25 protein-coding genes, 2 tRNA genes and 1 pseudogene are annotated in these 21,111 nt (G+C 68.0%); 15 read left to right on the forward strand and 13 right to left on the reverse strand.

What is annotated here, in order from left to right; genetic code table 11:
* The first annotated feature begins 14 nt into the window (after positions 1 to 14).
* Both dxs and ASD79_RS25225 read left to right on the forward strand, forming a co-directional pair.
* Positions 15 to 1,931 carry a 1-deoxy-D-xylulose-5-phosphate synthase gene (dxs, locus tag ASD79_RS20035; protein WP_056724913.1) on the forward strand — a complete coding sequence of 639 codons (1,917 nt, stop codon included), beginning with the start codon at positions 15 to 17 and terminating at the stop codon, positions 1,929 to 1,931.
* Positions 1,903 to 2,020 (forward strand): annotated as a pseudogene (locus ASD79_RS25225) (hypothetical protein); the annotation flags it as partial. The gene dxs and the pseudogene ASD79_RS25225, both read left to right, overlap by 29 nt.
* A 34-nt stretch (positions 2,021 to 2,054) precedes the next feature.
* Here ASD79_RS25225 and ASD79_RS20040 read toward each other — a convergent pair.
* From ASD79_RS20040 to ASD79_RS20055, 4 genes are all read right to left on the reverse strand, one after another.
* Positions 2,055 to 2,513, reverse strand: coding sequence for a hypothetical protein (locus tag ASD79_RS20040; RefSeq protein ID WP_056724915.1), 459 nt, complete (start codon positions 2,511 to 2,513; stop codon positions 2,055 to 2,057).
* Positions 2,514 to 2,563: 50 nt separating this feature from the next.
* The gene (locus ASD79_RS20045) at positions 2,564 to 4,066 is read right to left on the reverse strand and encodes an acetyl-CoA acetyltransferase (protein ID WP_056724917.1); all 1,503 of its coding nucleotides are present in this window, start codon (positions 4,064 to 4,066) and stop codon (positions 2,564 to 2,566) included.
* Positions 4,063 to 4,695 carry a glutathione S-transferase family protein gene (locus ASD79_RS20050; RefSeq protein ID WP_056724919.1) on the reverse strand — a complete coding sequence of 211 codons (633 nt, stop codon included), beginning with the start codon at positions 4,693 to 4,695 and terminating at the stop codon, positions 4,063 to 4,065. The genes ASD79_RS20045 and ASD79_RS20050 overlap by 4 nt, the downstream gene beginning before the upstream one ends.
* Before the next feature lie 193 nt (positions 4,696 to 4,888).
* Positions 4,889 to 4,964, reverse strand: a tRNA-Lys gene (locus ASD79_RS20055).
* 81 nt (positions 4,965 to 5,045) lie between these two features.
* Between ASD79_RS20055 and ASD79_RS20060 the strand changes: the two genes are divergently transcribed.
* The 3 genes from ASD79_RS20060 (at position 5,046) to ASD79_RS24110 (ending at position 5,971) form a co-directional block, all read left to right on the forward strand.
* Positions 5,046 to 5,384: a histidine phosphotransferase gene (locus ASD79_RS20060; RefSeq protein WP_056724921.1), complete on the forward strand. Its 339-nt coding sequence runs from the start codon at positions 5,046 to 5,048 to the stop codon at positions 5,382 to 5,384.
* Positions 5,366 to 5,438: transfer RNA gene (locus ASD79_RS24105), tRNA-Arg, on the forward strand. The genes ASD79_RS20060 and ASD79_RS24105 overlap by 19 nt, the downstream gene beginning before the upstream one ends.
* A gap of 284 nt (positions 5,439 to 5,722) precedes the next feature.
* Positions 5,723 to 5,971, forward strand: a complete 249-nt coding sequence (locus ASD79_RS24110; protein WP_156400595.1) for a hypothetical protein — start codon at positions 5,723 to 5,725, stop codon at positions 5,969 to 5,971.
* Between the two features lie 165 nt (positions 5,972 to 6,136).
* On the opposite strand, the gene ASD79_RS20065 is transcribed toward ASD79_RS24110, so the two are convergent.
* From ASD79_RS20065 to gcvA, 6 genes are all read right to left on the reverse strand, one after another.
* Positions 6,137 to 7,081: a transglutaminase family protein gene (locus tag ASD79_RS20065; RefSeq protein WP_056724923.1), complete on the reverse strand. Its 945-nt coding sequence runs from the start codon at positions 7,079 to 7,081 to the stop codon at positions 6,137 to 6,139.
* A gap of 64 nt (positions 7,082 to 7,145) precedes the next feature.
* Positions 7,146 to 7,460, reverse strand: a complete 315-nt coding sequence (locus tag ASD79_RS20070; RefSeq protein ID WP_056724925.1) for a hypothetical protein — start codon at positions 7,458 to 7,460, stop codon at positions 7,146 to 7,148.
* A gap of 92 nt (positions 7,461 to 7,552) precedes the next feature.
* Positions 7,553 to 8,329 (reverse strand): hypothetical protein, encoded by a 777-nt coding sequence (locus ASD79_RS24115; protein ID WP_156400596.1) that lies wholly within the window; start codon positions 8,327 to 8,329, stop codon positions 7,553 to 7,555.
* Positions 8,330 to 8,857: 528 nt separating this feature from the next.
* Entirely contained in the window at positions 8,858 to 9,571 is a 714-nt protein-coding gene (locus tag ASD79_RS20075) for a MamI family restriction endonuclease (RefSeq protein WP_056724927.1), read from the reverse strand.
* Between the two features lie 127 nt (positions 9,572 to 9,698).
* Positions 9,699 to 10,028 carry a chorismate mutase gene (locus ASD79_RS20080; protein ID WP_056724929.1) on the reverse strand — a complete coding sequence of 110 codons (330 nt, stop codon included), beginning with the start codon at positions 10,026 to 10,028 and terminating at the stop codon, positions 9,699 to 9,701.
* Between the two features lie 6 nt (positions 10,029 to 10,034).
* Entirely contained in the window at positions 10,035 to 10,991 is a 957-nt protein-coding gene (gene gcvA / locus ASD79_RS20085) for a transcriptional regulator GcvA (RefSeq protein ID WP_056724931.1), read from the reverse strand.
* Between the two features lie 218 nt (positions 10,992 to 11,209).
* Between gcvA and cobA the strand changes: the two genes are divergently transcribed.
* The 5 genes from cobA to ASD79_RS20110 are packed head-to-tail and all read left to right on the forward strand — an operon-like array spanning position 11,210 to position 15,362.
* Positions 11,210 to 12,058, forward strand: coding sequence for a uroporphyrinogen-III C-methyltransferase (cobA, locus tag ASD79_RS20090; protein ID WP_056724933.1), 849 nt, complete (start codon positions 11,210 to 11,212; stop codon positions 12,056 to 12,058).
* Positions 12,055 to 12,420: a DUF2849 domain-containing protein gene (locus ASD79_RS20095; protein ID WP_056724935.1), complete on the forward strand. Its 366-nt coding sequence runs from the start codon at positions 12,055 to 12,057 to the stop codon at positions 12,418 to 12,420. The genes cobA and ASD79_RS20095 overlap by 4 nt, the downstream gene beginning before the upstream one ends.
* Before the next feature lie 5 nt (positions 12,421 to 12,425).
* Entirely contained in the window at positions 12,426 to 14,084 is a 1,659-nt protein-coding gene (locus ASD79_RS20100; protein ID WP_056724937.1) for a nitrite/sulfite reductase, read from the forward strand.
* Positions 14,068 to 14,586: a DUF934 domain-containing protein gene (locus ASD79_RS20105; RefSeq protein ID WP_056724940.1), complete on the forward strand. Its 519-nt coding sequence runs from the start codon at positions 14,068 to 14,070 to the stop codon at positions 14,584 to 14,586. The genes ASD79_RS20100 and ASD79_RS20105 overlap by 17 nt, the downstream gene beginning before the upstream one ends.
* Positions 14,586 to 15,362: a phosphoadenylyl-sulfate reductase gene (locus ASD79_RS20110; RefSeq protein WP_056724942.1), complete on the forward strand. Its 777-nt coding sequence runs from the start codon at positions 14,586 to 14,588 to the stop codon at positions 15,360 to 15,362. The genes ASD79_RS20105 and ASD79_RS20110 overlap by 1 nt, the downstream gene beginning before the upstream one ends.
* Positions 15,363 to 15,536: 174 nt before the next feature.
* Here ASD79_RS20110 and ASD79_RS20115 read toward each other — a convergent pair whose 3' ends face one another.
* Entirely contained in the window at positions 15,537 to 15,992 is a 456-nt protein-coding gene (locus ASD79_RS20115) for a 3D domain-containing protein (protein WP_235524541.1), read from the reverse strand.
* 393 nt (positions 15,993 to 16,385) lie between these two features.
* Between ASD79_RS20115 and ASD79_RS20120 the strand changes: the two genes are divergently transcribed.
* Together ASD79_RS20120 and ASD79_RS20125 are read left to right on the forward strand one after the other, a co-directional pair.
* On the forward strand, positions 16,386 to 17,417 hold the full coding sequence (locus ASD79_RS20120; protein ID WP_056724946.1) for a S1/P1 Nuclease: 1,032 nt from the start codon (positions 16,386 to 16,388) through the stop codon (positions 17,415 to 17,417).
* A gap of 4 nt (positions 17,418 to 17,421) precedes the next feature.
* Positions 17,422 to 17,868, forward strand: a complete 447-nt coding sequence (locus ASD79_RS20125; protein ID WP_056724949.1) for an NUDIX domain-containing protein — start codon at positions 17,422 to 17,424, stop codon at positions 17,866 to 17,868.
* Positions 17,869 to 17,899: 31 nt separating this feature from the next.
* On the opposite strand, the gene ASD79_RS20130 is transcribed toward ASD79_RS20125, so the two are convergent.
* A complete protein-coding gene (locus ASD79_RS20130; protein ID WP_056724951.1) occupies positions 17,900 to 18,223 on the reverse strand; it encodes a hypothetical protein in 324 nt (107 codons plus the stop codon).
* Positions 18,224 to 18,479: 256 nt separating this feature from the next.
* Here ASD79_RS20130 and ASD79_RS20135 point away from each other — a divergent pair, with 256 nt between their 5' ends.
* Together ASD79_RS20135 and ASD79_RS20140 are read left to right on the forward strand one after the other, a co-directional pair.
* On the forward strand, positions 18,480 to 18,818 hold the full coding sequence (locus ASD79_RS20135) for a GIY-YIG nuclease family protein (RefSeq protein ID WP_056725171.1): 339 nt from the start codon (positions 18,480 to 18,482) through the stop codon (positions 18,816 to 18,818).
* Positions 18,815 to 19,366: a DUF2239 family protein gene (locus ASD79_RS20140; RefSeq protein ID WP_056724953.1), complete on the forward strand. Its 552-nt coding sequence runs from the start codon at positions 18,815 to 18,817 to the stop codon at positions 19,364 to 19,366. The genes ASD79_RS20135 and ASD79_RS20140 overlap by 4 nt, the downstream gene beginning before the upstream one ends.
* Positions 19,367 to 19,469: 103 nt before the next feature.
* On the opposite strand, the gene ASD79_RS20145 is transcribed toward ASD79_RS20140, so the two are convergent.
* Positions 19,470 to 20,135 (reverse strand): ParA family protein, encoded by a 666-nt coding sequence (locus tag ASD79_RS20145; RefSeq protein WP_056724955.1) that lies wholly within the window; start codon positions 20,133 to 20,135, stop codon positions 19,470 to 19,472.
* A 229-nt stretch (positions 20,136 to 20,364) separates the two neighbouring features.
* Between ASD79_RS20145 and ASD79_RS20150 the strand changes: the two genes are divergently transcribed.
* On the forward strand, positions 20,365 to 21,108 hold the full coding sequence (locus ASD79_RS20150; protein ID WP_056724957.1) for a TVP38/TMEM64 family protein: 744 nt from the start codon (positions 20,365 to 20,367) through the stop codon (positions 21,106 to 21,108).
* Positions 21,109 to 21,111: the final 3 nt, after the last annotated feature.

Consider the following 21,111-nt stretch of genomic DNA (forward strand, 5'->3'; position numbering starts at 1 on the left):
CGCTTTCTTCGGACATGTCTCTCGTGACCCCACTCCTCGACACCATCTCCTCGCCGGCCGACACGCGCGGCTTTTCCATCGCCGAGCTCAAGCAGCTGGCGAGCGAGGTGCGGGCCGAGACCATCGACGCCGTCTCGGTGACCGGCGGTCATCTGGGCGCGGGCCTGGGAGTGGTCGAGCTGACCGTCGCCCTGCACCACGTGTTCGAGACGCCCAAGGACATCGTCATCTGGGACGTCGGCCACCAGGCCTATCCGCACAAGATCCTCACCGGCCGCCGCGATCGCATCCGCACCCTGCGCCAGGGCGGCGGGCTGTCGGGCTTCACCAAGCGGGCCGAGAGCGTCTACGACCCGTTCGGCGCGGCCCACGCGGCCACCTCGATCTCGGCGGCGCTCGGCTTCTGCGCCGCCCGCGACGCCAAGGGCGAGAACAACAGCGTCATCGCGGTGATCGGCGACGGCTCGATGAGCGCCGGCATGGCCTATGAGGCGATGAACGCGGCGGTCGACACCACCAAGCGGCTGATCGTCATCCTCAACGACAACGACATGTCGATCGCGCCCCCGGTGGGCGGCATGAGCGCCTATCTGGCCAACTTGGTTTCCGGCGGCGCCTACCGCAAGGTGCGCAAGCTGGGCAAGACGGTGGTCGAGAAGCTGCCGTCGCCGATCCGCGACGCGGCCCGCAAGGCCGAGGAATACGCCCGTGGCATGGTCACCGGCGGCACTTTCTTCGAGGAGCTTGGCTTCCACTATGTCGGCCCGATCGACGGCCACGACATGGACGCCCTGGTCTCGGTGCTGAACAACGTCAAGCACTTCGACGAAAAGCCGGTGCTGGTCCACGTCGTCACCCAGAAGGGCAAGGGCTACGCCCCGGCCGAGGGCGCCGACGACAAGCTGCACGCCGTGGTCAAGTTCGACGTGGTCACCGGCCAGCAGCACAAGGCGGCCGCCGGCCCGCCCAGCTACACCAAGGTCTTCGCCCAGGAACTGATCAAGCACGCGGCGGTCGACGACAAGATCGTGGCCATCACCGCCGCCATGCCCTCGGGCACCGGGCTGGACCTGTTCGGCAAGGCCTATCCGCACCGCACCTTCGACGTCGGCATCGCCGAGCAGCACGCAGTGACCTTCGCCGCCGGCCTGGCCGCCGACGGCATGAAGCCGTTCGCCGCGATCTATTCGACCTTCCTGCAGCGCGGCTACGACCAGGTGGTCCACGACGTGGCCATCCAGCGCCTGCCCGTGCGCTTCGCCATGGACCGGGCCGGCCTGGTCGGCGCCGACGGCCCGACCCATGCCGGCACCTTCGACCTCGGCTTCATGGGGGCGCTGCCCGGCATGGTGCTGATGGCGGCGGCCGACGAACTGGAGCTGGCCCACATGGTCGCCACGGCCGTCGAGATCGACGACCGTCCCAGCGCCTTCCGCTATCCGCGCGGCGAGGGGCTGGGCCTGACCCTGCCCGACCTGGCCGCGCCGCTGGAGATCGGCAAGGGCCGCATCGTCCGCGAGGGGACCAGCGTCGCCATCGTCTCGCTGGGCACCCGCCTGGCCGAATGCCTGAAGGCCGCCGACCTGCTGGCGGCGCGCGGCCTGTCGGCCACGGTCGCCGACGCCCGCTTCGCCAAGCCGCTGGACATCGACATGCTGCTGCGGCTGGCCCGCGAGCACGAGGCGATCATCACGGTCGAAGAAGGCGCCATGGGCGGCTTCGGGGCCTTCGTGCTGCAGGCCCTGGCCCAGCACGGCGCTCTGGACCGCGGCCTGAAGATCCGCACCCTGGTGTTGCCCGACATCTTCCAGGACCAGGACAAGCCCGACGTCATGTACGCCCAGGCCGGCCTCGACGCCGAGGGCATCCTGCGCGGGGCGCTGTCGGCCCTGGGCGTGGACAATGTCAGCGCGGCGGGGCGGCGGGCTTAAGCGCCTTGCGTCCTTCGAGGCTTCGCCTGCGGCTCGCACCTCAGGATGAGGAAGTCAGTAGAAACGGTCCTCATCCTGAGGCGCCCGCGTAGCGGGCCTCGAAGGACGCAGGGCCGGCCGCTTCTAAGCCTCGCACGCCCTAAAGAAGGCCTTCACCTGGCCCCGATCGGCCGGAGCCGCCGCGATCCCGTGACGGGTGTCGCCATGCAGGATCGCCAGATCACCCGTACGACGGAAGTTGCTCAGCACCGGCGTGTCGCGGTCGGTGACAGCCTGTAGCAGGCTGTCGTCGCCAAGCCCCGGCGTCGTCGTGGCCGCGAGGCGCGCCGTCTGGCCGCCGGAACTGACGGCCAGTCGCGAACCCGTCAGGCCCGTCGCGGTCAGGGTCACGCGGCCGGGCGTGGCGGCGCAGGTCATCATCAGCAGCACCTCGTCGCTGGACGGGCGGCCATAGGCCAGCTTCGGGCCCTCGCCCGGATCCTGCATGAACGCCCAGGCGTAGCCGGGCATGGCGGCCTGCTGGCTGGCGCAGCCGGCTAGGCCGAGGGCCAGCAGGACGGCGAGGGCGAGACGGCGAGGCATGGGAGCGCTCCTTCGCCGGAAACAACGTCCCCCCGCGCGCCGGGTTCACCTCAGCCCAGCCGCCACTCCAGGACGTCGTCGCCGGCCGTGGCCAGGCCGCCCTCCAGCCCGATCGGAAAGGCGTCGGGATCGGTCAGCCGCGCCAGGGTGGTCGCGTCGGCCGCCGGGACCCGCGCCAGGGCCCTGGAACCGTCGCTGACGCGGACGATCGCCACGCCGTGGGTCGCGGCCCCCTCGCGGTCGTAGAGCACTGTGTGGGTCTCCAGCGTCGCCTGGCCGGTCGCGGTCTCGACGAAGGCGGGGACCGGTCCGCGCCGCGCGTCGGCCTGGGCCTGGACGCTGGCGTCCTCCAGCGACCGTGTGCCGTCCGGGGCCGGACGGTCTGCGAGAACCAGGCCGTGATGCTTGGTGACGAACTCGCCCTGTCCGTAGAGCAGGCCGGTCCCGCCGCCCGCCCTCAGCCGCCGGGTCATCGCGGCGGCGGCGTGGGTCATGTAGTCGTTCATCGGCGCCCCGAAGAAGGTCAGGCCGCCGGTCACGGTCGGCGTGACGCCTTCGGCCAGGCCCAGGGTTCGGCGGGCCATCTTCGGCACGCAGGGGAAGCAGCTGTAGAGCTCCAGGGCGTCGAAGTCGCCAAGGTCCCCGACCATGCCGCCCATGGCCTCCAGCACGGCGTCCTGAGCCGGGGAGGCGTGGTAGTGGTCGCGTTGCAGATAGTCGCTAGGCTCCCGGGCCGCGGCTCCGCCCCAGACGAACACCAGGCGGTCCTCGGCGATCCCCGCCGCCCGGGCGTCGGCCAAGCTGGTCAGGATCACCGCCGCGCCCTGGTTCACCGCCATGTTGGCGACCATCAGCTTGGTGTAGGGCCAAGCGATCGGCCGGTTGTCGGGGCGCGGCGTGGTGATCTCGTCCGGCGTGAGGCGGCGCTTGAGCCAGGCGTTCGGGTTCTCCGCCGCCACCGCCGAATAGGCCGACCACAGGGCCCCCGACTCGGCCAGGGCCTGGCGCGGCGTCTGGCCCCAGTGGTGGGCGGCGGCGTTCTCGTAGAACGGATAGACGCTGACCGGCAGGAACACGCCCAGCTTCAGGGCCAGCGGATGGACCTCGATGCGCGGTCCGCCGCCGGTGGCCGGCGGCTTGGTCGTCCACGGCAGTTCGACCCCGGCGGCCCGGGCCTTGTTGACGCTCCACTGCGCCTCGGCCCCGACCACGGCGGCGACCCGCGCCTCGCCCCGGGCGATGCGCTGGGCGGCCTCATGGAGAAAGCGGATCGGGCTCTCGCCGCCGACCGGGCCGTAGACGGTGCGGGCCGGGGCGATGTCGAGGCGGGCGCACAGCTCGCTCGCCGTGTCGGCGTAGCGCCAGCTCAATTGGTTGACGACGTCCAGCGAGCCGATCCTGCCCAGAAAGCCGCCGCCCGCGTCGGCGTCGGCCTCGCGCAGGGCCCGGGCCATCAGGGCCAGGGGCTCCAGCGCCAGGCCAAGGTCGCTGGGCCGGTCGACGACCTCGCCGACGCCGACGATGACGGGGATGCGGTCGGCGGGCGTGCTCACAGGACAGACTCTCCGTGGCTTTCGGCGGCCAGGGCCCGCTGGTAGCCGTCCCGGGCCTTCAGGCGCGCCAGGTGGGCGGTGAAGGGGACGGGGAACTTGTCGGCGAAGCCCAGGCTTTCGGCCAGCTTCAGGGCGTAGCCGACCGAGATGTCGGCCATGGTGAAGCGGCCGGCGGCGACATAGCCGGAACCGTCGAGCAGCTTGGCCGCGCCCTTCAGCCGCGACAGGAACCACTGCACGTAGTCGGCGGCGGCCTGCGGCAGCCGGCGCTCCTCGGGCTCGAACACCGCGTAGCGCAGGTGGATGGTCTGCGGGAAGGTGAGGGTGGCCTCGCCCATGTGCAGGAAATTCAGATAGGCCCCGAACCCCGGCTCGTCGGGACCCACGGTCAGGTCGCTGGGTCCATGGCGGCGGGCCAGGTATTCGCAGATCGCCGACGACTCGCTCATCAAGGTCTCGCCGTCGAGCAGGGTCGGCGTCGTGCCCAGCGGGTTGATGTCCAGATAGCCCGGCTCGCGAAACCGTGGCGGGAAGGCCGTCAGCTTGAGGTCATAGGGCAGCCCCAGCTCCTCCAGGGCCCACAGGGCCCGGAACGAGCGCGCGCCGACGCAGTGATAGAGCGTGATCATCGATCGCCTCCCGTGGGGCTTTCCGCCTTCGTTGTGGGCAGCATCCGACGGAACGACGCGCGAGGCCATCGTGCCCTTACGTCCGCCGCGCCGGGCGGGTAGATTGCGAACGCACGGACTCGTCACCGTCGAACGCGACACGTCGAATGACGGGGTCCCCAGAGGGGAAAGTCTTTGAAATCTTGGAAGGGAATGGTGGGCGCAGTAGGATTCGAACCTACGACCCGCTGATTAAGAGTCAGCTGCTCTACCAACTGAGCTATGCGCCCGCGCGGCCCGAAGCGGTGGTTTGCCTCGGCGGCGAGGCGCGGAACATACGCAAAGAATCTTGGAACGCAAGGGACTATTTTTTGGCCAGACGAGACATCAGCGGCGCGGTCGATTTCGCCTATCTGGAAGGGTTCGCGGCCGACGATTCGACGGTCATCGACGAAGTGCTGGCCCTGTTCCGCGAACAAGCCGCCCTGTGGTCGCCGATGCTGAGCAAGAGCCACCCCGGCTGGAGCGACGCCGTCCACACCGTCAAGGGCGCGGCGCGGGGCGTCGGGGCCTTCGCCCTGGGCGATGTGTGCGAGGGCGCCGAGGCGGGAACGCACAGCCTGGACGCGGTGCGCAACGCGCTGGACCTGGCCCTGATGGACATCGCCGCCTACGCCCACGAGCGGGCATTGCGGTCGTTGAAGGGGTAGAGCAGCAGACTACGAATCTGAGGGTCGGACGTTCGAATCGTTCCGGGCGCGCCATTTTCTCCAAGAAAATCAAAGACTTACCCTTCGGGGCGCAAGCGCCCCCGACTAGGGATTCGTTTTAGTCGGGGTTTTAGTCGGGGGATTTTCTCCTCCCGGGAGCTGTCTGTCTCCGCCTCGTACGATCCATGTCCCTTGTAGCCCTTCGCCGCACCCCTGTTTCGCTGCCGCCCTCCGCTAGGTTGTCGCGTTACGGATACTGAGCCGGCGTGATTCGACGAGGGCAGGCGCGGCCGTTCGCAGGCTGACAGACCGGGCCGACTCACGCTGGACTCGCCGTCATGGTCCACGCATCCGAAAGGTCGCGTTCGAGCGGCAAGACCACCAGCCGGCTTAGACGCGAACAGTATCGCAAGAAGCTCGACGGCCTTCTGAAGGCGGCCGATGAGGGTCCCTTTCTGGGCCTGATATGGGCGACGCAAACGCTGCAATCGGGCGGAGAAGACGCGGTTCGTGGCGCGCTGTGCTCGACGATGTGGCCCGACGCGCTGTCGGCTGGAAAGAGCCAGAACTCGGCCTGTTCCGGATAGAGCATTCGGCCCCAACGCATGGCCCGGATCACGCAGCGCCCTGGTTCGCCTCGGCCCACACCAGCATGCCTTGGGGATGCCAGAACCATTCCCAGAGCCAAAGGCAGAACCACCATAGCCGGATCATCGCGCCCTCCCCGGAGCAAATCTGGCGAACGTCGCCCGCTATTCAACAGGCTCCCAGCCCAGCGCCTCGGCTGACCAGAAAGCCGCCTTGTTCTTCTCGATGAGACGCAGATAGCGAGGCCGCTGCGCCACCGGCACGAGGTCCGGGTTTGCGTACTTCCCGATGAAATCCCGTTGCAGCAGTCCCGCATAGGCGGTGCCCGATTTGACCATGGCGTGGCCGTTGCGCGGGGCGTTTTTCACGATCACCTCGGCAACCTCACCGGCCTGCTCGAAATGCCCCTTGGTGATAAGATCATCGACAACGCCCAGCGCCAAATCTCCAATCGCCTCGCGCCGCGTAAGCGGGCGCATGTAGAGGCCGGACGCGATGGCGCGGTCCGACATTGGCAATTTCTCACGATACCAGGCATCGCGAGTCGGGTTGGCCCCGTTGGTTGTTTCCAGATTGAGCGGTTTGCCGGTCTCGTCGGTGTAGCGGATGAACAGATGCAGCGGCGCGTCGACCAGGGCGATGCCCTTTATTCTCATCTTCTCGGCGAGGATCAGGAACAGCGTCGGCATCGACACGCAGTTGCCGCGACGGGTCGTGAGGTAGGTTGCTAGCTGTTGGTTGCCCGGCTTCTGACCAAGTGGATCGGTGAGGTCGTAGCTGAAGGCCCTGCCGCCATTCCACGGCCCGGCGTCGTAGATGACATGGCGAAGGAAGGCGAGTTTCTTAAGGTCGGGCGCGCCGGGTCCTGCAATCTCGGTTGCCGCCTTCGCCAGCGCATCGAGCTGCGCCATGATGGCGATCGCGTTGGTCGCCGGCGCGACTATCCTGTCGAAGGCCAGCTTGGTCCGCGCATAGTCCAACCGTTCGTCCGGCTGCGCGAAGATGGCCTTTACAGTCGCCACGACACCCGGCGACGCCGCCAGCGCCGTAGCGGGCTCCAGGAGGATCGTAAGGGGAAACGCGGCGAGGCAACGACGCGACGGGACCATCACCGCGACCGGCTACCAGCCGCAATGCGATAGAAAGCCGTGTCTGCGTTCAAGTTTGCCCATCTCAGGAATCGACGCGGCGCGCGAATAGGACGGTGGTTGAGACCAGGTCTCTGGACATGAAGACGTACACATAGCCCTCGCGCCTATCGACAACGATGATATTGGCGACCGACGGATTGCAGATTTGCGCGACCTCGGAATTGCCCGAGCAATAGACCTCGACAACCTTCCCCATCTTGCCACTGACGATGTCGGCTCGGGTTTTCCCAAAAAACAGCTTCTCCACATTGGGCTTGGCGATAGCGCATCCCGGCAGCAGCGCGACGGCAACGAGCGGTGCCAGCAGTTGGGTTATTCTCTTCGCGAACGAAGTCATGATTTCACCGATCTCTTAGAACGCGCGAAAGGGGTAGAAGACGGAGTAGCGCGCGCCGCGCACCCGGCGACGGATCAGCGCGCGCGGCCTGTCTACCGGGGACTGCACCCGCCTTGCTCTGGCGGACGAATGCAGGGCGGCGGTGGCGGTGGCGGCGGAGAACTGAACTGAACGTGATTGGCCTGGTCGACGCCCGGATTCCAGCCGCTCGGATTGGGAATCGACTTGGGATCGACGCCGGAAGCCGTCGCTGAACGATTGACGATGGCCCTCACGTAGGAGTTGCTGTTGGCGCCATCGCCCGGCAGGACGTCGTAATCCGGGTTTGGCTGTATGTTGGTATCAGCACCGTCCCGCCCTGAAATTCCCGCTACGCCATCAGCGCCCCAATAGCCTTGTTGGCCATTCCCGCCTTTGCCGCCCAGCTGGAGGATGTCGAGGTCAAGAGAAACGGCCGACTGCGCCGTAAAGACCGACAAGGCGTTGATCTCAATCGATCCGCCGTCGAAACCAGCTTCGCCATCTTCGGCAGATTCGGTTTCGGGAGCCCACGTTTTCCAACCGACGACTGACCCCGGGGTAGAATCACTGTCCATGCCGGAAACGTCGAACAGGACAATGCCGTTGGGCCGCGCTGGATCTATCCCGATGTGGAGTTCATTGCAGTCGATGCGAAGATCAAGAGCATGATCCGTTATACTCGTGCGGCGACTTATCGATCGGCTGAGTGTCACTGTTCCGGCAAAAATCCGGAAAACGTGCTGGTGCGGGTGGGCATCGAGGTAGTCGGCCAAGTCGATTTCGGGGAGATAGTCCCAGTCGGGAATGTCGGCCGGTGACAGGACGGGCGTGGGGTCCGCGCGATACATCAGCACTCCAGATCATACAGGTCGGGACCTGAAGCGATTTTTTGGCTCAGCCCCCTAAGGCCGACGTGGATCAAGCTTGTCCGTTTTCCGGAACAGCACAAGGCGAAAGTGTGACGCGCACCATTTTCGGTTGAGCCAGCATCCGCTTTGACTATCGACGAAGTTGCTGACTGGGGTGTCGAGCACCTGGGGAGGGGCACATGAAATCGATCGCTCTCGGAGCCATCACGCTGCCGATGTTGCTGCCTGTCGCCGTCGAGGCTCATGGCGGCCGAACGAACGCCCCCACGGCGGGTTTGGCGATACCTTTCCGAACGTCAGCTTTTGCGGCCGGTCGTTTGGTCCGCCAGATGGCCAGCGGCCACTCATAGTTCTCCGCAGCATCCGTATCCGCGCGCCATTTTTCCCGATAAAGCTGCCGCTTGGTGCTCTTTGGACCGCCTCTCTGGGTAGAGATTGCGCTCCGATAAGCCCAACGTAAGCAAGGGCTTGCGCCACTGGGCGCTAATCCCCTTCTTCCGCCGATCCTTATGTTCGCTCCTCAGTGGCGGTGAACAGATCCTCGACACCCTCGTGCACCAGGATCTCGGCGGCAGCAGCATCGTCACCGAGGGTGCATAGGCCATTTGGCAGCACCTCTGGGTCGTAGGTCTTGACATCGTAACGATCACCACTCCGGATCGCGCAGAAGAGCAGCGGGTAGTGAAGGTTGCCGAACGTATTCCGGATGGCGTTCGCATCCAGACCCCTGGGTGGGTGTAGCTGAAAGTTCGTGCTCGATATGGCTCCGCTTGCGCGAGCTGCATACCAAGCTTCGCACATTGCCCTGAATCGGGGGTCAGCTTGCGGCCTGACACACCAGATGCGGCAACGAGCAGCTTTTTCTTTGGTCTGATCCCACATCACTAAGAAGAGGAACGGCATCCCGTCCAGCGAGGCGAGGGTATCGGATGTGGCTGATTTTGTACCGGCCTTGATGACCCCATTGAACCTCGGAGTGTCGATAGCCTCCCACGTATTCGCTGCCTTGACGTCGGAACCGTCTTTGAGATCAGCCCCCTTCTTGCGGGCAAGCCCACTGAGCCCCGTTAGGACGCTGATCAGGATTTGCGACCACCCGCGAGTGTCCATCGGAACGGGATGTCCAGTCTCCCGAGCGACCGGCACCATCGCATGGAATTGCTCGTAGTGAAGATTGAGGAGGTCGAGCGCCTCAGCAACTCTGTCCTTACTGTCGTTCATATTGCTCTACCACCTAGTCAGATAGACATTGAGCCCCTCAGCCAGGGCCACGAGCGTGGAGAACGAGACATTGGCCTCTGCGCTTCGCTTCGCCCGGGATGACAAGGTTGGAAACAACAGAAGGGCCTCAGCCCTTCGTGCGGTCCCAGCTGTCGTACTCATAGGCGATGCAGCGGTCGATCAGCGTGCGCCACACCGGCTCGGCGATGGCCTCGGACAGCCCCGATGCGCGGGCGGCGGCCTTGACCTTGTCGACCACGTCCTCGATCCGCGCGCGGTCGAACACCTTGGAGCGGTCGGCCTTGATGCGGGCGGCGGCGTCCATGTAACCCTGGCGCTCGGTCAGCAGGACCACCAGGGCCCGGTCCAGGGCGTCCACGCCTTGGCGCACGTCGGCCATGGACTGGCAGTCGCCGGGAACCCGTCGTTCACCGACCTCGATATTCGTCTTGACCATTTAGCCCTAGATGCCCGCGCCGTTGTCCATGGTGAGGAGCGCCGCTTCATGCGCGGCGGCCTCGGCCTGCAGCCAGGAAACGAACGCCTTCACCTGCGGCAGCCGCCCCTTGGCCTTGGGGTGGACGACGTAATAGGCGAAGTCCACGGCCGTGGGAATCTCGAATGGGATGACCAGACGGCCGGCGTCCAGATCGGCCTGGGCCAGGGTCTGTTTGGCCAGCGCGATGCCCCGGCCGTTGGCGGCGGCCTCGATCACCAGGCTGGACTGGTTGAAGCGCGGACCCCGGGCCCCGTCCACCGACTTGATGCCGCGCGCCGCCAGCCACATGGCCCAGTCGGGACAGCTGTCGTCGGCGTCCGGCGAGCCGTCGTGCAGCAGGATGTGGCGGTTGAGATCTTCCGGCGATTCCAAGGGGTTGGAGGCCAGGAGTTCGGGCGAGGCGACCGGGATCACCGTCTCGCTGAGCAGGCGGATGACCTCCAGGCCCGGATAGCGGCCCGAGCCGTAGCGGATGGCCAGGTCGACCTCGCCGGCCGCGAAATCCACCACCTCCATGCCGGCCGACAGCCAGACGTCGACCTGGGGCTGGGCCTGCTCGAATTTGCCCAGGCGCGGCACCAGCCACTTGGCGGCGAACGAGGGGGCGGCGGTCAGGGTCAGGCGGCGACCGTCGACGGCGGCGGTCAGCAGGGAGGCGGCCTCGGCCAGCCGGTCGAAGGCCTCGCGCAGGGCGGGCAGGGCGGTCTGGGCGGCGTCTGTCAGCAGCAGGCCCTTGGGCGTGCGCTTGAACAGGGCCGCGCCGACATAGTCCTCGAGGTTCTGAATCTGCTGGCTGACGGCGCCGGGCGTCACCGACAGCTCGTCGGCGGCGCGGCTGAAGTTCAGGTGACGCGCCGCGGCCTCGAACGCACGCAGGGCGTTGAGGGGGGGCAGGCGCCGCCGTTCCGACTGTCTTTCCATGAGTTTTACTGAACGCCCCGGCAGAAGACCTTGTTTGCGAAGTGGCCCGGTCGCGACCAATTTGCAAGCGTTCGCTGATGGATCGGCCCTTTTCATCGGTGAACGCGAGCGGGGCGGACCCTAGGGTTCGCCCCGTAATGCATTGGGTTCAACCGGTTTGGCCGAAAGGTCGGACCGGCGTTTTGTCGATGGCGTCTGGCTTATAGAGGACCTGAATCATGGCTCGGCCCCCGGTCCGATCCGCCTCCGCCCGTTCCGCTCCCGGTCTCGTCGCGCTCGGCGGCGGGGACAGCATCCGTGCGCCGGGCCGCGTGATCCTGGTCGGGGCCGGCCCTGGCGATCCAGAGCTGCTGACGATCAAGGCGCTCAAGGCGCTGCGGGCCGCCGACGTCATCGTCCATGACGGCCTGGTCTCCGACGAGATCCTCGACCTGGCGCCCGAGGCGGCGCGGCGGATCAACGTCGCTAAGCGCAAGTCGCGCCACACCCTGCCGCAGGACGACATCAACCAGCTGCTGGTGGCCCTGGCCCTGGACGGCCTGACCGTGGTGCGGCTGAAGGGCGGCGACCCGTTCCTGTTCGGCCGCGGCGGCGAGGAACTGACCGCCTGCCGCGAGGCCGGCGTCGAGTGCTCGGTGATCCCCGGCGTCACCGCCGCCCTGGCCGCCGCGGCCGGCGCCGGCGCCCCCCTGACCCATCGCGGCAGCGCCCAGGCCGTGACCTTCGTCACCGGCCACGCGGCTCATGGTGAGCCCGACCTGGACTGGGCGGCCCTGGCCCGTCCGAACCAGACCGTCGTGGTCTATATGGGCGTCAGCACCGCCGCCCTGATCTCCGAGCGCCTGACGGCCGCCGGCCGCGCGGGCTCGACCCCGGCCCTGATCGTCGAGAACGCCAGCCGTTCCGACGAGCGCCGGATTCTTACCACCCTGGCCGAGTTGGCCGTCGCCGCCGAGGGCCTGAAGGGGCCGGGGCTGCTGATGGTCGGCGAGTCGATGGCGATGGCCGTCGAAGCCGCGCCCGACATCATTTCCGAAAACATTCAGCGCGCGAGTCCCCATTCATGAAGGTCCTCACCGCCAATCGCCTGACCGACGGCGAGGTCGTGTTCTGGAAGGCCGGCCACTGGGTCGAGGGCTTCGGCGAGGCCGAACTGTTCGACGCGGCGCGTGAAGCCGAGGCCGAAGAGGCCGCCGCCAAAGGCAAGGCCCAGGCGACCGTGGTCGTCGACGCCTATCTGATCGACGTGTCGGAAGTCGAAGGCGGCCTCGCGCCCGTCAGCTACCGCGAACGCATCCGGGCCCTCGGGCCCACCAACGAACCCACCCACGGCAAGCAGGCCGTCGGCGGCGAGGTGATCGAGGCGCTGCGCCACGCCCACGGCGCGGCCCGCTCGACCGGCCGCGTCGACCTGATCCGCAGGAAGTAGACGAGATGTATCAGTACGACGTCATCGACCGCGAGTTCCTGACCGACCGCTCCAACGAGTTCCGGCACCAGGTGGCCCGCCGCCTGTCCGGCGAGCTGACCGAGGACCAGTTCAAGCCGCTGCGGCTGATGAACGGCCTCTATCTGCAGCTCCACGCCTACATGCTGCGGGTGGCCATTCCGTATGGTTCGCTGAACAGCCGCCAGGCCCGCCGCCTGGCCTGGATCGCCCGCACCTACGACAAGAACTACGGGCACATGACCACCCGCCAGAACGTCCAGTTCAACTGGGTGAAGCTGAAGGACACGCCCGACATCCTCGACGCCCTGGCCGAGGTCGACCTGCACGCCATCCAGACCAGCGGCAACTGCATCCGCAACGTCACCGCCGACCCCTATGCCGGCGCCACGGCCGAGGAGATCGACGATCCGCGCGTCTGGTCCGAAGTACTGCGCCAGTGGTCGACCCTGCACCCGGAATTCAGCTTCCTGCCGCGCAAGTTCAAGATCGCCATCACCGGCGCCCTGACCGACCGCGCGGCGGTCAAGGTCCACGACATCGGCCTGATCCTGCGTCACGGCCGAGATGGCGCCATGGGCTTCGAGGTGATCGTCGGCGGCGGCCAGGGGCGCACGCCCTATGTCGGCCCGATGATCAAACAGTTCCTGCCGGCCGAGCGCCTGCTGAGCTACGTCGAGGCGATCCTGCGCGTCTACAACCGCCACGGCCGCCGCGACAACATCTACAAGGCCCGCATCAAGATCCTGGTCGCCGCCCTGGGCGCCGAGGAGTTCGGTCGCCAGGTGGAAGAAGAGTGGGGCAAGATCGACGCCGCCCGCGCCGACCTGCCGGCCGCCGAACTGGCCCGCATCCGCGCGTCCTTCGCCCAGACCCGGTTCGAGACCCTGCCGGACGTGTCGGAGACCTTCGAGGCGGCCCGCGCCGCCAGCCCGGCCCTGCAACGCTTCGTCCGCAACAACGTCAAGCCGCACAAGCAGCCCGGCTACGCCATCGTCGAGGTGTCGCTGAAGGCCATCGGCCAGACGCCGGGCGACGCCACCGCCGAGCAGTTGGACGTGGTCGCCGACCTGGCCGAGCGCTACAGCCTGGACGACCTGCGCGTCACCCACGCCCAGAACCTGGTCCTGCCGCACGTCAAGCTGGACGACCTGCCGGCCGTGCATGCGGTGCTGGAAAAGCATGGCCTGGCGACCGCCAACATCGACCTGGCCAGCGACATCATCGCCTGCCCGGGCCTGGACTACTGCGCCCTGGCCAACGCCCGCGCCATCCCGATCGCCCAGGACATCGCCGCCAAGTTCGCCGACCCGGACCGGGCCGAGAAGATCGGCGAGCTGAAGATCAAGATCAGCGGCTGCATCAACGCCTGCGGCCACCACCACGTGGCCCACATCGGCATCCTGGGCGTCGATAAGAAGGGCGAGGAGTTCTATCAGCTGTCGCTCGGCGGCTCGGGGGCGGAGGACGCCAGCATCGGCCGGATCCTCGGCCCCGGCCTGTCGGCCGACAAGGTCGCCCCCGCCATCGACTCCCTGGTCGAGGCCTATCTTTCGATCCGCACCGGCGAGGAGCGCTTCCTCGACACCTATCGCCGCGTCGGTCTCGAACCCTTCAAGGAGGCGGTCTATGCCCAGGCTGATTAAGCTTGCCGGAGCCCCAGGCGACAAGAACTTCGGGGCCGAATGGGCCGACGACGGCTTCACCCACGTGGCCGACGAGGACGCCCTGCCCGAGGGCGACGTGATCCTGTCCCTGGCCCGCTTCCAGGCCGAGGGCGAGATCCTGCTGTCGAACTCGCGCCGGGTCGGTGTGCGCATCGAGTCCGACCAGGAGGTCGAGGCCCTGGCCTATGACCTGCCGCGCCTGGCGGTGGTGGCCCTGGCCTTCCCGAAATACCGCGACGGCCGCGCCTACACCTCGGCCCGCCTGCTGCGCGAGCGCCTGGGCTTCACCGGCGAGGTGAGGGCGGTCGGCGACGTGCTGCAGGAGCAGGCCGGCTTCATGGTCCGCTGCGGCTTCGACGCCTTCGAGCCCAATGACGGCGCCACCCCGGAGGCCTGGACCAAGGCCGCCCATCGCTTCCGTCATGTCTATCAACGCGCGGCGGACGATCGTCTTGTCGCTTTCGAGGAGAGGGCCGTCTGATGGCCTACGACCAGACCGCGATCGAGGTGAAGCCGACTGCCGCTCAGCAGCCGACGGCCAGAAACCTGGCCGCGCGACTGGACGCCGAGCTGCGCGACGCCCATCCGCTGACCATCCTGCGCAAGGCCTTCGAGACCTTCGGCGACAAGCTGGCCCTGGTCTCGTCCTTCGGGGCGGAATCGGCGGTGCTCCTGCACCTGGCCAGCCAGGTCTCGCGGGACATCCCCGTGCTGTTCCTCGACACCGGCATGCTGTTTGGCCAGACCCTAGACTACCGCAAGAGCCTGGCCGCCCAGTTGGGCCTGAGCGACGTGCGCGACCTGCGTCCGGCCTTCGCCGACCTGGCGGTCACCGACCCCAAGTCCGACCTCTGGCGCACCGACACCGACGCCTGCTGCCACATCCGCAAGGTGCTGCCTCTGGACCGCGCCCTGGGCGAGTTCGACGGCTGGATCACCGGCCGCAAGCGCTTCCACGGCGGCGACCGCCTGCGCCTGGCGGTGGTCGAGGAGTCGGAAGGCAAGATCAAGTTCAACCCCCTGGCCAACTGGGGCAAGGCCGAGCTGGACGCCTATGTCGCCGAGCACGACCTGCCGGCCCATCCGCTGGTCAGCCAAGGCTTCCCCTCGGTGGGCTGCTGGCCCTGCACCAAGCCGGTCGACGACCCGAACGCCGACGTGCGGGCCGGACGCTGGGCGGGACAGGACAAGACGGAATGCGGCATCCACGTCGCCCGGGCTCCGGGCGCGGCGCCGAACGTGGGCGAGGGGATCTAGCCCCCTTTTCACCGTCATTCCCGCCCTTGTGGCGGGAACCCCTGGTTCAGCACGACGGTGCGCCGCCTTGACGCGCTGGCGCGTCACCCCTCTGTCCGTACGGCGGACAAAGGGGTTCCCGCCACAAGGGCGGGAATGACGGTTGTTTGTTGAGAGAGGCAGGGAACCCGGAGGCTACTCCGGCGGGCAGCCCTTGAACTCGCCGACCTTGGTCACCGAGAGCGTCGCCAGGTTCAGGTTCATCAGCGGTTGCATCGAGGTTCGGCCCTGGCCGCTGAACAGGTCCAGCCTGTTGCCCTTGATCGCGCCCCCGACGTCCGAGGCGTACCAGTAGCCGTCGTGCTTCTCGCCGTTGGGCATCGGCAGGCCGACGGTCTCCTTGATGAACACCACGGTGCGGCGCGGGATCACGGTCTTGTCGACCGCCAGGGTGCGCATCGCCACCACCTTGCAGCCCAGGCTGTCCAGCGCCCGGATGCCCTTGGCGCCGGCGTGGTAGAGCGTGGCCTTCATCTTGTATTCGACCGAGCCCGGCATGGTGCCCGTCAGGGCGCCGGTGATCAGGTCGCCCAGCGGATCGCCACGGGCGGAATCGGTGTCGGCGGCCAGGGCGGGGAGGGCGATGGACATGGCCGCGACGGCCAGAAATCCCGCAAACGTGCGTCGCATCGAGGGGTACCTCTTATCGGCGTAGAGTGTCGGTCGGCGGCCTGATTACTAAGATCACGGCCCCGTGACAACCTATTCAGGGGCGACTTGGTGTCGCGATGCACGTCTCGCGACAGCGTTCCCGGCCATCGCGCGACGGGCATTTTGGTTCCCCGGCGCCCGCAAAGCCGCCTCTGGCAAGGTCTTGTGTGCTGACGCTTGACGCCTGTTCGCGCCCGACGCTGGCGAAGTGCATCGAGGTGTCCTAAACCCGGATTGCCCGCGAATGCGGCGCCTTTTTCCAGCCTTCGGTCGGATGGAGACGTCGGGAATCGCCGATCGCGAGTCGCGGGCGATCATTGCCGTGGAGCGCTCATGAAGCCGTCCGTTCGTCTGTCCGTCTCCCTGGCGGTGGTCGCCGCCATCGCCGCGCCGTCGAGCTCGGCCCTGGCCTGGGGCGCCTGGGGCCACCGCCTGGTGGGAGTGGTCGCCGCCGAGAGCCTGCCCAGCGATGTGCCGGCCTTCCTGCGCACCCCCCAGGCTGTCGCCGCCATCGGCGAATACGCCCGCGAGCCGGACCGCTGGAAGGGCTCGGGCAAGGTCCACGACACCGACCGCGACGCCGCCCACTTTCTGGACCTCGACGACCAGGGCCTGATGTACGGCGGGCCGAAGTTCACGGTCGAGACCCTGCCGCCCACCCGCGCCGACTACGAGACGGCCCTGCGCGCCGTCGGCCAGGACAGCTGGAAGGCCGGCTACCTGCCCTATTCGATCATCGACGGCTATCAGCAGTTGGTGAAGGACTTCACCTACTGGCGCATCCTCGATGCCGTCTCCAGGACCGAGAAGGACAAGACCCGGAAGGCCTATTACGTCGCCGACCTGAAGCGCCGCGAGGCGCTGCTGGTGCGCGACCTGGGCGTCTGGGCCCACTATGTCGGCGACGCCAGCCAGCCGCTGCACGTCAGCGTGCACTACAACGGCTGGGGCGATTACCCCAATCCGAACGGCTACACCCAGAGCCGGGCCACCCATGGCAATTTCGAGGGGCCACTGGTCAAGGCCGTGGCCGTCAACGCCGACGTCAAGACGCTGGTCCCGGCCTATGTCGACTGCAAGTGCTCGATCGAGACGCGGACGGTGAGCTACCTGACCACCACCGAGACCTTCGTCGAGCCGCTGTACAAGCTGGAGAAGGAGGGCGGCCTGGTCGCCGCCGACCCGCGCGCCAAGGCCTTCGTCGACGAACGCCTGGCGGCCGGCGCGACCCAGTTGCGCGACATGGTGGTCGATGCCTGGCGGGCCAGCGCCGACGGCAAGATCGGCTATCGCCCCGAGACCTCCGTCGCCGACGTGGTGTCGGGCAAGGCCGATCCGTGGATCGACCTCTACGGCAAGGACTGACCGCTTGCTGGCCTTCGACGCGCCGACGCCCGGCCTGGAATACAAGAACCGCTGGGCCGCCTTCGGCATCGCCGAGGGGCGGGACGGCAGGATCGCCCTGGTCGAGGTGCGCAAGCCCGGCCGGGCGCCGTATTTCGACCTGCCCGGCGGGGCGGTCGACGGCGGCGAGGACGAACGCATGGCCATCGCCCGCGAGTTCGGCGAGGAGACCGGCCTGGTGGTCGAGGTCGGCGCCCAGATCGTCGAGGTCAGCCAGCCGTTCCTGAAGTCCGACGGGCAGCCGGTGCGCAATTTCGGTGGGATCTACGTCGTGACGGTAACCGGCGAGCAGCCCGAACTGAAGGTCGAGGACGACCATGCGCTGGTCTGGCTGGACCCGCGGGACGCGGTGGTGGCGCTGAGGCACGACGCCCACGCCTGGGCGGTGGCGGCGTGGTTGCGGCGGGGGTGATGCCTATGGACCCTCTCCCAGCGGGAGAGGGTTACTTCAAGCGCATCGCCTTGGCCTTTTCCGGCGCGACCTGATCGAACAGCAGGGCCAGGTGCGTGTCCTTGGCGTGGTCGTTGTGCAGGTCCCAGGCCAGCGATACCGGCAGGCGCAGGCGGGCGCCGTCGGCCAGCCTGGCCACCAGCACCCGCCAGCTGAACCCTTCGCCGGGTTCGCCCAGCGGGTCCTTGAACTCCAGCGGGGCCGGATCGCGCAGGCGGAACTCGCGGCCCTCGTGGGCGTCGAACCAGGCCAGGTCGGCCTGGGCGATCGGGTCTGGACCCGGCGCGGCCAGCTTGCCCTTCAGATTGCGGACCATGACGAGCCTCCTGCTTGCAGCGGGGCTCTCTAGCAGCTTGGCGAGGTCGGCTCCAGCCAGGTCCTCCCCCCGTGGGGGAGGCGGCCGAAGGCCGGTGGGGGGAGTTTTGGGGTGTCGGTCCAGGTCACGACCGTCGGCCGATCACTCCCCCCTCCGTCGGCTTCGCCGACACCTCCCCACAGGGGGAGGAATAAAAACACCCGGGTAATATTGACTCCGTAATTCATCCGGGTAAAAGTGGCGCATGGAGATGACCATGACCGACCGACGAAACCTGGTGCGCGACTACAAGGACCGTGAGGTCGAGGCGGGCGTCTACGCCATTCGCTGTGTCCCGACCGGCGAGGTGTGGATCGGCGGCACGCCCGACCTGTCGACGCGCCAGAACGGCGTCTGGTTCTCGCTGCGGATGGGCGGCCATTCCAGTCCCAGCCTGCAGGCGGCCTGGAAGACCCACGGCGAGGCGGCGTTCGGCTTCGAGGTGCTGGAGGTGATCGACGACAAGGGCCTGGAGCGGCTGGGCCGCGCCTCGCTGCTGGTCGAGCGCCGCGAGCACTGGCGGGCCAGCCTGAGCGCCGAGGGGCTGCGGCGATGAGCGGTTACGTGGTGTTCGACGGCGAGCGGCGGATCGCGGCCGGTTCGCGGCTCGAAGCGGCGGTCGCCGCCCAGGCCCGGCTGGGCGCCGCGCCGGAGGCCTCGGTGTTGATCTTCGACCCCGACGGCCGGCAGGTGGATTTCGACCTGCGCGGCGGTCCCTGGGACATCGCCCGGCGCTTGGGGGAAGATGCGGTGGAGCTTCCGCCGCGCGGCCGGGGGCGGCCCAAGCTGGGCGTCACGGCCCGCGAGGTCACCCTGCTGCCGCGCCACTGGGAATGGCTGGCCGCCCAGCCCGGCGGGGCCTCGGTGGCGCTGCGCAAGCTGGTCGAGGCCGCCCGCCGCGAGACCGAGGGACCCGATCGGCGCCGCGCGGCCCGCGACGCGACCTACCGCTTCGCCCAGGTGATGGCCGGCGATCGTCCGGGCTTCGAGGACGCCACGCGCGCCCTGTTCGCCGGCGACGCCGCCGGCTTCGCCGCCCGGATCGCGGATTGGCCCGCCGACATCGCCGAGCACCTGCGAACCCTGGCGGCGGAGGCGTTCTAGAGCGTTTTCAAGCGAAGTGGGTACCGGTTCGCGTGAAGAAAACGCGTCAAAACAAAAGACTAGAGCGCCCGGCCTGATGCAATCAGGTCGGGAAACGCTCTAGCTAGACCGCGCGGACGTCGCGGCCTAGGCCGTCGAGGGCCAGCAGCGCGGCGACGTGGGTCCACAGGCGCTCGATCTCCTGACCGGCGGGGTTGGCCGGGTCCCACTCGCCGACCGACCGGCCGTGGGCGACCGATTGCTGGTAGATGGCCCGGGCGCGCAGGCCGACGGGGGCGACGGGCAGGCCGCAGAACCGCAGGGCCTCGATGGCCTTCTGCACCCCCACCGGCTCCAGTCCGCCGCGCTTGGGCGGGGCCTGGCTGAGGACGATCAGCCCGGCCTTGCCCAGGCGGCGGATCATCTCGGCCGAACGCGCCACCGAGGCGATGTCGAGGAAGGTGGGCCGGCACACCAGCACGCAGAGGTCGGCGTGGTTCGCCGCCACGGCCACGTCGGAGTCCGGCGCCGCGGGCGTGTCGATCAGCATCACGTCATAGGCGTCGTGCTCGGCCTGGGAGCGGGTCTGGAACAGTTTACCGGCGTTGATCTCGGCCAGGGTCGGGCCTAGCGCGGTGCGGGCCCGCAGGGAGTCGGAGGCCGAACGCTGCGGGTCGATGTCGGCGAGCATGGTGCGCCACCCGGCCAGATGCGCGGCCAGGGCCAGGTTGATCGACAAGGTGGTCTTGCCGGCCCCACCCTTGCGGGAAATCACAGCCAGGGTCTTCACGTCCGACACACTCCCCAACACCCCCGATCGCGGCCGGAAGCCTGTGGATAACTTAGCCGCCCGTTACGACAGCTTCGCAACGGAAATGTCGTGTTACGGGAATCTTAACCATGCGGCGACGCATCGGGGCCGAAAGCTTGGCTGGAAATGAGCGATCGGCGGGCGATTTGGGTTCGCGCCGCGCTCGCGTCGGGCTTGACCCGACCGGGGGCATGGGCGAGGCAGGGGTGTGATAGCCCGCCTGATCGAATTTTTCACCAACATGGACCGCCGCGCCTGGCGCACGGTGGCGGTGTCCTTCGTGCTGTTCGGCGGGGTGGGCGTGGTCTTCCTGTTCGGCGCGCAGCTGCTCGGTCTGAACGGCGAGGTGGCGGTCGAGCATTGGCTGGGCGCGGCGCATGGCCCCTGGGCCCTGCCGGTGGCGGTGGGGGCCTTCGCGGTCCTGGCTTTCGTCGGCGTGCCGCAGTTCGTGCTGATCGCCGCGGCGGTGGTCGCCTTCGGGCCCTGGACCGGCTTCGCCTACAGCTGGATCGGCACCCTGGTGTCGTCCCTGGTCGGCTTCTGGCTGGGGCGGACGTTCGGCGGCCGGCTGCTGCGGGACCTGGCCGGCGACGGCGTGGCCAAGTTCATGAAGCTGATCGGCAAGAACGGCTTCCTGGCCAGCCTGATCGTCCGGCTGGTGCCCTCGGCTCCGTTCATCGTCGTCAACATGGCGGCCGGGGTCACGCCGATGAAGCTGCGCGATTTTTCGGCCGGCACGGCGGTCGGCATCATACCGAAGATCGCCCTGACCGCCTTCGCCGGCAATTCGATCGTCCAGGCGATGAAGGGCGGCGGCAAGCAACACATCGTCATGCTGGTCATCGTCGCCGCCATCTGGCTGGGCGCGGGCTGGGTCGCCCGCAACTGGCTGAAGGCCAAGGAAGACCAGGTCGGGTCCGATCAGGCCGGGTCTGGTGGCGACCCGGCCTGATCC

Source organism: Caulobacter sp. Root655 (assembly GCF_001427665.1).
Classification (GTDB): Bacteria; Pseudomonadota; Alphaproteobacteria; order Caulobacterales; family Caulobacteraceae; genus Caulobacter.

Excerpts from the sequence above, each read along its gene's own strand:
- ASD79_RS20050 (WP_056724919.1), bottom strand. The coding sequence starts at position 4,695 with ATGATCACGCTCTATCACTGCGTCGGCGCGCGCTCGTTCCGGGCCCTG.
- ASD79_RS20095 (WP_056724935.1), top strand. The coding sequence starts at position 12,055 with ATGAAGGTCCTCACCGCCAATCGCCTGACCGACGGCGAGGTCGTGTTC.
- ASD79_RS20080 (WP_056724929.1), bottom strand. The coding sequence starts at position 10,028 with ATGGTCAAGACGAATATCGAGGTCGGTGAACGACGGGTTCCCGGCGAC.
- cobA (WP_056724933.1), top strand. The coding sequence starts at position 11,210 with ATGGCTCGGCCCCCGGTCCGATCCGCCTCCGCCCGTTCCGCTCCCGGT.
- ASD79_RS24110 (WP_156400595.1), top strand. The coding sequence starts at position 5,723 with ATGGTCCACGCATCCGAAAGGTCGCGTTCGAGCGGCAAGACCACCAGC.
- ASD79_RS20075 (WP_056724927.1), bottom strand. The coding sequence starts at position 9,571 with ATGAACGACAGTAAGGACAGAGTTGCTGAGGCGCTCGACCTCCTCAAT.
- ASD79_RS20100 (WP_056724937.1), top strand. The coding sequence starts at position 12,426 with ATGTATCAGTACGACGTCATCGACCGCGAGTTCCTGACCGACCGCTCC.
- ASD79_RS20140 (WP_056724953.1), top strand. The coding sequence starts at position 18,815 with ATGAGCGGTTACGTGGTGTTCGACGGCGAGCGGCGGATCGCGGCCGGT.
- ASD79_RS20105 (WP_056724940.1), top strand. The coding sequence starts at position 14,068 with ATGCCCAGGCTGATTAAGCTTGCCGGAGCCCCAGGCGACAAGAACTTC.
- ASD79_RS24115 (WP_156400596.1), bottom strand. The coding sequence starts at position 8,329 with ATGTATCGCGCGGACCCCACGCCCGTCCTGTCACCGGCCGACATTCCC.
- ASD79_RS20120 (WP_056724946.1), top strand. The coding sequence starts at position 16,386 with ATGAAGCCGTCCGTTCGTCTGTCCGTCTCCCTGGCGGTGGTCGCCGCC.
- gcvA (WP_056724931.1), bottom strand. The coding sequence starts at position 10,991 with ATGGAAAGACAGTCGGAACGGCGGCGCCTGCCCCCCCTCAACGCCCTG.
- ASD79_RS20135 (WP_056725171.1), top strand. The coding sequence starts at position 18,480 with ATGACCGACCGACGAAACCTGGTGCGCGACTACAAGGACCGTGAGGTC.
- ASD79_RS20065 (WP_056724923.1), bottom strand. The coding sequence starts at position 7,081 with ATGGTCCCGTCGCGTCGTTGCCTCGCCGCGTTTCCCCTTACGATCCTC.
- ASD79_RS20040 (WP_056724915.1), bottom strand. The coding sequence starts at position 2,513 with ATGCCTCGCCGTCTCGCCCTCGCCGTCCTGCTGGCCCTCGGCCTAGCC.
- ASD79_RS20115 (WP_235524541.1), bottom strand. The coding sequence starts at position 15,992 with ATGTCCATCGCCCTCCCCGCCCTGGCCGCCGACACCGATTCCGCCCGT.
- ASD79_RS20130 (WP_056724951.1), bottom strand. The coding sequence starts at position 18,223 with ATGGTCCGCAATCTGAAGGGCAAGCTGGCCGCGCCGGGTCCAGACCCG.
- dxs (WP_056724913.1), top strand. The coding sequence starts at position 15 with ATGTCTCTCGTGACCCCACTCCTCGACACCATCTCCTCGCCGGCCGAC.
- ASD79_RS20070 (WP_056724925.1), bottom strand. The coding sequence starts at position 7,460 with ATGACTTCGTTCGCGAAGAGAATAACCCAACTGCTGGCACCGCTCGTT.
- ASD79_RS20110 (WP_056724942.1), top strand. The coding sequence starts at position 14,586 with ATGGCCTACGACCAGACCGCGATCGAGGTGAAGCCGACTGCCGCTCAG.